The organism is Streptomyces sp. CLV115, from assembly GCF_038448545.1.
Lineage (GTDB): Bacteria > Actinomycetota > Actinomycetes > Streptomycetales > Streptomycetaceae > Streptomyces > Streptomyces sanglieri.
The window spans coordinates 26,873-37,036 of sequence record NZ_JBCEWQ010000084.1 but is presented as its reverse complement, the minus strand read 5'-3'; the positions used below and the strand labels follow the sequence as shown (position 1 = coordinate 37,036).

Here is a 10,164-nt window from a genome sequence, read left to right as displayed (position 1 = left end):
GCCCCTCCCCCACCACGGCCCGTCCTCACCGGCCGAGCACCCGCAACCGGCCCGCCCCGACACACCCCGCAGCGCACCGCACGCGCGTTCGATCTCACCGAATTGCCGCTCTCCCCTGTCGCACCGCGATGCGACGGCCGCTCGTATCCCACTCGCCCACGCGCGAATCATCGAGTACCCTCTTGATAGATGATCGATCATTGCTCAAACGATGAGCGGAGGAGAGTTGAGTTGTCACTCCCCATGAACCCCACAACCCCCCGGCCCTCCGGAGTGACCAGGCCGGGCTTCTCGCTGGAGCGGGTTCCCCTGCATGAACGCGTGCGTACATTCGTCCTCGAAGGCCTGGTGGCCGGCCGCTGGGAGCCCGGAGACCGCATCGTCGAGCGCCGGATCGCGATCGAGCTGGGCATCAGCCAGGCACCGGTGCGCGAGGCACTGCGCGAGCTGGAGACCATGGAGCTCGTGACCTCCACGCCCAACAAGGGCGTCCGAGTAAGAGAGCTGACTTTGGATCAGCTCCGGGATGTGTACCTTGTGCGCGCCTCCCTGGAGCGCCGCGCGGTCACGCTGGCCGCCCCCCGGCTGGCCGGGAACGCCGCCGCACTGGATCAACACCTGCTCGCGATGCGCCGCGCGGCGGTCGAGGGGGACGTCGACGGCCAGGCCCTGCACGGCGTGGCCTTCCACCGCGCCATCGTCCACGCATGCGGAAATCCTGTACTCATCCGGCACTGGGACTGGCTGGGTGTGGAGGCATGGACCCGCCTCTCCCTGCGGTGGTTGCGCACAGAACTGCACGACAATGTGGAGGATCACGAGGAGATCGCCGAAGGCCTGCTCCGCGGCGACCCGCACCTGGGACGTCTCATGGAACTCCACGTCATGGACTACGCACACGAATCAGGAGTTGCCTGACGCCGAGGACCCCGGTTCCCCGGCGCGCCTGATACTGCGCGTCGCCTTGGAACCATTTGATCGATCATTGAACATTACTGGTCTGAAGCCGCTGCCACTGCGGCCTGACAAGGACCCGCCGCTGCCAAGACGGCCTGACAGAGAAGAGATGAGCTGCCGTGTCCGTAACGGAGCCCTGCCACCTGATCTCGACCGCCGAACCGGCCGGCGATGCCCGTCGGACCGCCCGTGGTCCGGGAGCGCCGAACGGGGAGCAACACGTGGCGCTGCTGACCCGCATTCGAGGACCGCGCGATCTCGACCGGCTCACGTCCGGACAGCTGACCGCACTGGCCCAGGAGATCCGGTCCTTCCTTGTGACCGAGGTCTGCAAGACGGGCGGCCACCTCGGGCCCAACCTCGGTGTCGTGGAACTCACCGTCGCGCTGCACCGGGTCTTCGACTCGCCACGCGACCGCATCCTCTTCGACACCGGCCACCAGAGCTACGTCCACAAGCTGCTCACCGGCCGCCAGGACTTCTCCCGGCTGCGGATGAAGGGCGGCCTGTCCGGCTACCCGTCGCGCGCCGAGTCCGAGCACGACGTGATCGAGAACTCGCACGCCTCCACCGTGCTCTCGTACGCCGACGGCCTGGCCAAGGCCAACCAGCTGCTGGGCAGGGACGCCCCGGTCGTCGCGGTGATCGGTGACGGCGCCCTCACCGGTGGCATGGCCTGGGAGGCGCTCAACAACATCGCCGAGGCCAAGGACCGCCCGGTCGTCATCGTCGTGAACGACAACGAACGCTCCTACTCGCCCACCATCGGCGGCCTGGCCAACCACCTCGCCACCCTGCGCACCACGAAGGGCTACGAGCGTTTCCTGTCCTGGGGCAAGGACGCCCTCCAGCGCACACCAGTGGTCGGCCGGCAGCTGTTCGAGACGCTGCACGGCGCCAAGAAGGGCCTCAAGGACTTCATTGTCCCGCAGGGCATGTTCGAGGACCTCGGCCTCAAGTACATCGGCCCGATCGACGGCCACGACCTCAGCGCCCTTGAGTCCGCGCTCACCAGGGCGCGCGGCTTCGGCGGCCCGGTGATCGTGCACTGCCTGACCGAGAAGGGCCGCGGCTACCCCGCGGCCGAGAACAACGACGAGGACCGCTTCCACGCGGTCGGCGTGATCAGATCGGAGACCGGCCTGCCGATCAAGAGCGGCAGCGGACGGAGCTGGACCTCGGTCTTCGCCGAGGAGATGGTGGCGCTCGGCCGCGAGCGCGACGACATCGTCGGCATCTCCGCCGCGATGCTCCACCCGGTCGGCCTGGCCCCGTTCGCCGAGGCCTTCCCGGACCGCGTCTTCGACGTCGGCATCGCCGAGCAGCACGCCGTCACCAGCGCCGCCGGCCTGGCCACCGGTGGCCTGCACCCGGTGGTCGCGGTGTACGCGACCTTCCTCAACCGTGCCTTCGACCAGGTGCTGATGGACGTCGCCCTGCACAGGCTGGGCGTCACCTTCGTGCTCGACCGGGCCGGCGTCACCGGCAGCGACGGCGCCTCGCACAACGGCATGTGGGACATGTCGATCCTGCAGGTCGTCCCCGGCCTGCGGCTCGCCGCGCCGCGCGACGCCGAGCAGGTCCGGGCCCAGCTGCGCGAGGCCGTCGAGGTCAAGGACGCCCCGACCGTGGTCCGCTACCCCAAGGGCACGGTCGGCCCGGCCGTCCGAGCGGTCGGCAAGGCCGGCGGCATGGACGTACTGCGCGCGGCGGCGGCCGACGGCCTCGGGGAGGCCGGGGACGGCCGCCTGGCCGACGTGCTGATCGTCTCGGTCGGCGCGCTCGCCCCGATGTGCCTGGAGGTGGCCGGCCTGTTGTCCGCCCAGGGGATCAGCTCGACCGTGGTGGACCCGCGCTGGGTCCGGCCGGTCGACCCGGCGCTGCCCGAACTGGCCGCCGAGCACCGGGTGGTCGTCACGATCGAGGACAACGGCCGGGTCGGCGGCGCCGGCGCGGCGCTCGCCCAGGCGCTGCGCGACGCGGACGTGGACCTTCCGCTGCGCGACTTCGGCATCCCGCAGGAGTTCCTGGACCACGCCTCACGGCCCGAGATCCTCGCCGAGATCGGCCTGACCGCCCCTGACGTCGCCCGAAAGGTGGCCGCCCTGGTCTCCCGCCTCGACGTCGCCGCCGAGGCTGCCCCTGGCCGGGCCCCCGTACGGCTCTGCAGCAGTGAACCTCGTTCCCCTGTCGAATCAGGCGTGTTGGTTTCTGTTCGGGAGCGGAGTGAGCCATGTTGAGGACCGGTGCCGGGTCGGCCCGGATCCTGCGGGGCTGTCGGCGGCGTGCGCTTCGAGGCCCGGAAGAGGTGACCGAGCCGTGGGCTGCGGCGGGGGCGACCCGGGAGAGGGTACCGACCGAGGCCGACGGGACCGGATCACTACGCCAGCCGATGATCGATCATTGCTCAAACAGTCCCGAGCCGAGGAGAGTCGACTTGCCGCTTCACACGAACCCGAAGGCCCCCGCGGCTTGCCTGCCCCCAGGAGCCACCAGATCGGGCACCTCCCCGGGGCGGGTCCCCCTGCGTGAACGCGTGCGGGCCTTCGTTCTCGAAGGCCTGGTGGCCGGCCGCTGGGAACCGGGAGATCGGATCGTGGAGCGCCGGCTCGCGCTCGAACTGAGCGTCAGCCAGGCGCCGGTACGCGAGGCACTGCGCGAACTGGAAGCCATGGAGCTCGTGACGTCCACGCCCAACAAAGGTGTGAGGGTACGGGAGTTGACACTGGACCAGCTCCGCGACGTATACCTTGTGCGCGCGCCGCTTGAGCGCCGCGCCGTCATGCTGGCGGCCCCCCGCTTGGCCGGCAACGTCTCCACGCTCGAACGACACCTGCTCGCCATGCGTCAGGCCGCCGCCGAAGGAAACATCGACGACCAGGCCCTGCACGGCGTGGCCTTCCACCGCGCGATCGTCCACGCATGCGGAAACCCCGTACTGATCCGGCACTGGAACTGGCTGGGTGTGGAGGCCTGGACCCGCCTCTCTCTCCGTTGGCTGCGCACCGAGCCGCACGGCAACGCGGAGGATCACGAAGAGATTGTCGAAGGCGTACGCCGGGGCGGCCCGCACCTGGGACGCCTGATGGAACTGCACATCATGGACTACGCGCATGAATCGAGGAGTGCCTGATGCCCACGGCCGACACCCAGAACCTCGCGGACGACGTACCGCCGCACCATGTCGCGCGGCTCGCCGACCCGCGCACCACCACACCCCCCGGCACTCTGACGATCTTCTCGGACATCTGGTGCTCCTTCGCCCACGTCGCCTTGCATCGCCTGCACAGCACACGGGAACGGCTCGGCCTGACCGAGCGGATCCGGATCAACCACCGCGCCTTCCCGCTGGAACTGTTCAACGACGGGCCAAGTCCGCGCCGTGGCACCGACTCCGAGGTCGGAGGGATCGCTCATATCGAACCGGACGCCGGATGGCAGATGTGGCGCTCACCCGACTGGAAGTTCCCGTCCACCTCACTGTTCGCCCTGGAGGCGGTGCAGTTGGCCAAGGAGCAGGGGCCTGCCGCGGCCGAGGCACTCGACCTGGCCATTCGCCGGGCGTTCTGGGCCCACAGCAGACCCATCGGTGCCCGCTCGGAGATCATCACCCTTGCTCGCGAAACCCCCGAAGTGCGCGAAGAGCTGATCGCGGCAGGCCTGGACGACGGTCGGGCCCGTCGCCTCGTGACGCTGGACTTCGAATGCGCCCGTCGCCACCAAGTCCGCTGCAGCCCACACGTCTTCGCGTCCGACGGTCGCGAGTGGGCCAATCCCGGCGTCGAAGCGACCTGGCACGGAGCCTACGGAACCGGCTTTCCGACGATCACTCGGGACGATCCGAACGCATGGGAGACGATCCTGCGCACCGCCGATGAACTGGCCGAGCAACGGTGATGCGCGCGGCGATTTGATCGATCATTGAACATTACCAATCAGTAGCAATTGACCGCACACAGCCTGACGACAAGCTTTTTCCGTAGAAAGAAATCGATCTTCCATAAAATGGAAGATCGAGTGCAAGGGCTCGACGACCGCAGTCGGCCGGTTCCACCACACAACCGGCCACCAAAAGGCATATCCGGTTCCGGTCGGCCCGCGTCACAGAAGGGTTACCCCATGTCCTTGAACCACCAGCTGGACCAGCTGCCCGAACCCGATCCCCAGGAAGTGGCCGAATGGCTCGCTTCCGTGGACGGTGCGGTCGGCGCCGTCGGTCCGCAGCGCACAGGGCGGCTGCTGCAGCGAGTCGTCGACCACGCGCGCCAGGTGGGAGTGCCTCTGCCGCCGCAGTCCGTGACTCCGTACGTCAACACGATCCCGACCTCCGCCGAGCCGGCCTATCCCGGCGACGAAGCGATGGAGGCACGGATCACGGCGTGGAACCGGTGGAACGCCGCTGTCATGGTCACCCGTGGCAACGAACGCGGCGGCCTGGGCGGGCACATGGCCACCTACGCGTCGGCCGCGTGGCTCTACGAGGTCGGCTTCCAGCACTTCTTCAAGGGCAAGGATGCCGACGGCAGCGGCGATCAGCTCTACATCCAGGGCCACGCCTCCCCCGGCGTCTATGCCCGCGCCTTCCTCGAAGGGCGCCTGAACGAATCCGAGTTGGACCGCTTCCGGATGGAAGCGGGTGGCGGCGGTCTGCCGTCGTACCCGCACCCGCGGCGGCTGCCCTGGCTGTGGGAGTTCCCGACCGTTTCCATGGGCCTCGGCCCGCTCTCGGCGATCTACCAGGCGCGCTTCAACCGCTACCTGCATCACCGCGGGATCAAGGACACCAGCCACAGCCACGTCTGGGCGTTCCTCGGCGACGGCGAGATGGACGAGCCCGAGTCCACGGCTGCCCTCGCACTCGCCGCCCGCGAGGAACTCGACAACCTCACCTTCGTCATCAACTGCAACCTGCAGCGTCTCGACGGCCCGGTGCGCGGCAACTTCAAGATCATGCAGGAACTGGAGGCCCAGTTCCGCGCGGCCGGCTGGAACGTCGTCAAGGTGCCCTGGGGCGTGGAGTGGGACGGCCTGCTCGCCACCGACTCCGAGGGGCTGCTCCTCAACGCTCTCGACACCCTGCCCGACGGCCAGTTGCAGACCTTCGCCGCCCGCGACGGAGCGTACATCCGGGAGCGTTTGTTCACCGGCGCGCTCGCCGGGCTCGCCCGCCCCTACAGCGACGAGGACCTCGCCCGGATCGTCGGCACCTCGCGCGGCGGACACGAACCGCGCAAGATCCACGCCGCCTACCAGGCCGCGCTCAAGCATCGCGGGGCTCCCACCGTTGTCATGGTCCAGACGGTCAAGGGCTGGACGCTGGGTCCCGGCTTCGAGTCGCGCAACGCCAACCACCAGATGAAGAAGCTGTCCGGCAAAGAGTTCCGCGTCATGCGTGACCTCCTCGGCCTTCCCATCCCCGACTCCCGGTTGGGTGAGGGGCTGGTGCCTTACGCGCACCCGGGGGCCGACTCCGAGGAGGTCGCCTACCTTCAGGAGCGCCGCCGCGCACTCGGCGGCCCCGCGCCGGCCCGCCGGGTCGTACCCCGGCCGCTCCCCGCCCCCGCCGACAAGCCGTTCGCCGCGCTCGCGAAGGGGTCGGGCAATCAGGCGATCGCCACCACCATGGCCTTCGTCCGCCTGGTCAAAGACCTGATGCGGGAGAAGGAGACCGGCGCCCGCTGGGTGCCCGTAGTCCCCGACGAAGCCCGCACCTTCGGCATGGAGTCGCTGTTCCCGTCCGCCGGGATCTACTCCCCCAAGGGCCAGACGTACGAGCCCGTCGACCGAGACCAGCTCCTTTACTACAAGGAGTCCACCAGCGGTCAGATCCTCAACGAGGGCATCACGGAAGCCGGTTCACTCGCCTCCTTCACCGCCGCCGCGACGTCGTACGCGACGCACGGCGAGCCGATGATCCCCTTCTACATCTTCTACTCGATGTTCGGCTGGCAGCGCACGGCCGACCAGTTCTGGGCGCTCGCCGACCAGCTGGGCCGCGGCTTCGTCGTCGGCGCCACCGCAGGACGCACCACCATGACCGGCGAGGGCCTCCAGCACGCCGACGGCCACTCGCACCTCATCGCCTCCACCAACCCCGCATGTCTGCCGTACGACCCGGCCTTCGCCTACGAGGTCGGCGTGATCGTCCGCGAGGGACTGCGGCGCATGCACGGCGAGAGTCCCGAGGACGTCTTCTACTACCTCACCGTCTACAACGAGACCAAGATCCAGCCGCCGATGCCGCAGGCCGAGGGCATCGAGGCGGGCATCCTGCGCGGCCTGTACCGCTACCGGCCCGCCGCCGCGGCCGCCGCAGACGTTCCGCACGTACAACTGCTCGCCTCCGGCACCGCCGTCCACTGGATCCTGAAAGCCCAGGAACTGCTCGCCACCGACTGGAACGTCGCCGCCGACGTGTGGTCGGCCCCCTCCTGGACACTGCTGCGCCGCGACGCCATGGAAGCCGAGGCCCAGGGCCGCACTCCGTACGTCACCGAAACGCTCGCCGGCGCTCCGGGGCCCGTCGTCGCCGTGTCCGACTGGATGCGCGCGGTCCCGGACCAGATCGCTCCCTGGGTGCCGCAGCAGTGGACCTCCATGGGCACCGACGGCTTCGGCCTCTCCGACAACAGGGACAACGCCCGCCGCCACTTCGGTGTCGACGCCGAGTCCATCGTCGTACGCACCCTGCGCACGCTCGCCGCCCGCGGCGATGTGAAGCCGGACGTTCCCGACGCCGCTGCCCGGCGCTACGGCCTGACCGGGAAGGAGTGAACCATCATGTCAGTCTCTGTATCCCTGCCCGCGCTGGGCGAGTCGGTCACCGAAGGCACCGTCACGCGCTGGCTGAAGGCCGTCGGCGACGAGATCACCGAGGGCGAGCCGCTGCTCGAAGTCTCCACCGACAAGGTCGACACCGAGATCCCCTCGCCCGTCGCCGGCGTTCTCCTCAAGATCGCTGTCGCCGAGGACGAGACCGCCGAGATCGGCGCCGAGATCGCCGTCATCGGTGCCGCCGGTGCCGCTCCGGCCGCGCCGGCCACCCCGGCCGCGCCCGCCGACCCGACTCCTGCCCCGGCCCTCGCGCCGGTCACCCCGGCCCCGGCCGCGCCGGTCGCCGTATCCCCCGCGGGCGACGGCGCCTACGTGACCCCGCTGGTACGCAGGCTCGCGTCGGAGAACGGCGTGGACCTGTCCACCGTCAAGGGCACCGGCGTCGGTGGCCGCATCCGCAAGCAGGACGTCATCACCACCGCCGAGGCCGCGAGGACGGCCGCGCCCACCGCTGACGCCCCGGCCGCCGCCGCGCCGGAGGCCCTCGCCCTGGAGGCCTCCCCGCTGCGTGGCCGGACGGTCGAGCAGCCACGCATCCGCAAGGCCATCGCGGACAACATGCACAAGGCCCTGCACGAGCAGGCCCAGCTGTCCTCGGTCATCGAGGTCGACATCACAAAGCTGATGAAGCTCAGGGCCAGGGCCAGGGACGGCTTCGCCGCCCGCGAGGGCGTCAGGCTCTCCCCGATGCCGTTCTTCGTCAGGGCCGCCGTCCAGTCACTGAAGGCCCACCCGGTCATCAACGCTCGCCTGAACCACGACGAGGGCACGATCACCTACTTCGCCTCCGAGAACGTCGGCATCGCCGTGGACTCGGAGAAGGGCCTGATGACCCCCGTCATCAAGGGCGCGGGTGACCTCACCATCGCGGGCATCGCCAAGCGGACCGCCGAGCTGGCCGACAAGGTGCGTACGAACAGGATCGCCCCGGACGACCTGGCCGGCGCCACCTTCACGATCTCCAACACCGGGTCGCGCGGCGCGCTGTTCGACACGGTCATCGTCCCGCCGAACCAGGCCGCCATCCTGGGCATCGGCGCCACGGTCAAGCGCCCGGTCGTCGTCTCCGGCCCGGAGCTCGGTGACACGATCGCCGTGCGCGACATGACCTACGTGACGCTCTCCTACGACCACCGCCTGGTGGACGGCGCCGACGCGGCCCGCTACCTGACGACGGTCAAGCAGATCCTCGAAGCGGGCGAGTTCACCGCCGAGCTGGGCCTGTAAGCACCACAGAAGCGCCTCAGATGCCCAGGACATGGGCATCTGAGGCCTGAGCGACGGGCGGATCGACGCTCCGGCCGGCCATGAGCGGCTGCGCCTGATCGTCGATGCCCGGGCCACCGTTGTGCCGGCCGAGCGGCAGATCGTCGCGTGAGCCCCCTTTTGCCACTGCCCCGGCATTCCACAGCGCGACCCGGCATCGCCGGGGATGCGTTTGCCGTCGCCGTCGCCGAGGAGTCCCGCGCCATCGCTGAGAAAAGCTGATCTGCTGCCTGGCACGGTGAATGCCGAGCCATCACGCCGGACTTCGTCGTGAGCACGAGTGCGCCATGGCCAACACCCTTGTTGCGGGTGAACGCGCTCGGTTGTTCACGCAGATGACTCGCCCACAGGTCGAAGGTGCGGTCCGGTCACATCCCGATCGCTGCCGCGTGTTCACCCGATGGGGTGATCAACGAGGCGGGCAAGGCTGCCCCCAAGTGTTCATCCGCGGCGCGTTCCGCCCTGGTACGGCGCGGCTTTTCGCCGATGCGCCGCCATACGGAAGAGTCGGGGGCTCCTCAGCACTGACATGAACTTTATGAAGTCAGGAACTTACTCTTTGTGCTCATGCGGGCTGGAGTCCTTCTCGGAAGCAGCCGCTCCTTGGCACGGGCCGGAGCGGTGCTCCTGGTGTTGCTTGCCGCGCTCGTGCACACCCTGGACTGCGCGCACGGCCCCACAGCGCCCTCTGCGATGCGGGCCGACACGCTGCTGCTGATGTCCCCGGTGCACTGTGGCCAGACATCGCAGCCGGGGCAGGAGACAACAGCCCGGCAGGCGGCTCCCGCGCCCGACAGCGGTGTCCGGTGCGGCGGGCTGGACGAGCCGATGGCTCAGTCCCCTCGTGATGCCTCGCCGGCTGTGCCGTCGTTCCACACCACTCCGGTCGCCGAAGCATTCGGCGCTTCCCCAGTCCTGGCATCGCCGGCCCCGCAGGAGTCGTCGGCTGCGTCGTGCGTGCCATCCGCAGGCCAGACGCGGGCCCGCCTCGGCGTGTGGCGGACCTGACCGACCGTGCCGCAGCGCCGCTCGGCGCGACAGCGGATCAGCTCCCCCACATTCCCCCTACGCGACCGTCGCCCGCTGCTGTGGCGCCGGCCGTTGGAG

General features: G+C 69.5%; 6 protein-coding genes. All 6 read left to right on the top strand.

Features of this window, described 5'->3' with window-relative positions; genetic code table 11:
* The first annotated feature begins 321 nt into the window (after positions 1-321).
* Positions 322-918 (top strand): GntR family transcriptional regulator, encoded by a 597-nt coding sequence (locus tag AADR41_RS25985; protein WP_342283818.1) that lies wholly within the window; start codon positions 322-324, stop codon positions 916-918.
* Positions 919-1,178: 260 nt separating this feature from the next.
* Positions 1,179-3,197, top strand: a complete 2,019-nt coding sequence (gene dxs, locus AADR41_RS25980) for a 1-deoxy-D-xylulose-5-phosphate synthase (protein WP_342283817.1) — start codon at positions 1,179-1,181, stop codon at positions 3,195-3,197.
* A 296-nt stretch (positions 3,198-3,493) separates the two neighbouring features.
* Complete coding sequence (locus AADR41_RS25975; RefSeq protein WP_446751110.1) at positions 3,494-4,090, top strand: GntR family transcriptional regulator; 597 nt, start codon at positions 3,494-3,496, stop codon at positions 4,088-4,090.
* Positions 4,090-4,854 (top strand): DsbA family oxidoreductase, encoded by a 765-nt coding sequence (locus AADR41_RS25970; RefSeq protein WP_342283816.1) that lies wholly within the window; start codon positions 4,090-4,092, stop codon positions 4,852-4,854. The genes AADR41_RS25975 and AADR41_RS25970 overlap by 1 nt, the downstream gene beginning before the upstream one ends.
* A 222-nt stretch (positions 4,855-5,076) precedes the next feature.
* Positions 5,077-7,731 carry a pyruvate dehydrogenase (acetyl-transferring), homodimeric type gene (aceE, locus tag AADR41_RS25965; RefSeq protein ID WP_342283815.1) on the top strand — a complete coding sequence of 885 codons (2,655 nt, stop codon included), beginning with the start codon at positions 5,077-5,079 and terminating at the stop codon, positions 7,729-7,731.
* A 6-nt stretch (positions 7,732-7,737) separates the two neighbouring features.
* Positions 7,738-9,018: a 2-oxo acid dehydrogenase subunit E2 gene (locus tag AADR41_RS25960; protein WP_342283814.1), complete on the top strand. Its 1,281-nt coding sequence runs from the start codon at positions 7,738-7,740 to the stop codon at positions 9,016-9,018.
* The last annotated feature ends 1,146 nt before the right edge of the window (positions 9,019-10,164 follow it).

Excerpts from the sequence above, each read along its gene's own strand:
- AADR41_RS25960 (WP_342283814.1), top strand. The coding sequence starts at position 7,738 with ATGTCAGTCTCTGTATCCCTGCCCGCGCTGGGCGAGTCGGTCACCGAA.
- AADR41_RS25970 (WP_342283816.1), top strand. The coding sequence starts at position 4,090 with ATGCCCACGGCCGACACCCAGAACCTCGCGGACGACGTACCGCCGCAC.
- aceE (WP_342283815.1), top strand. The coding sequence starts at position 5,077 with ATGTCCTTGAACCACCAGCTGGACCAGCTGCCCGAACCCGATCCCCAG.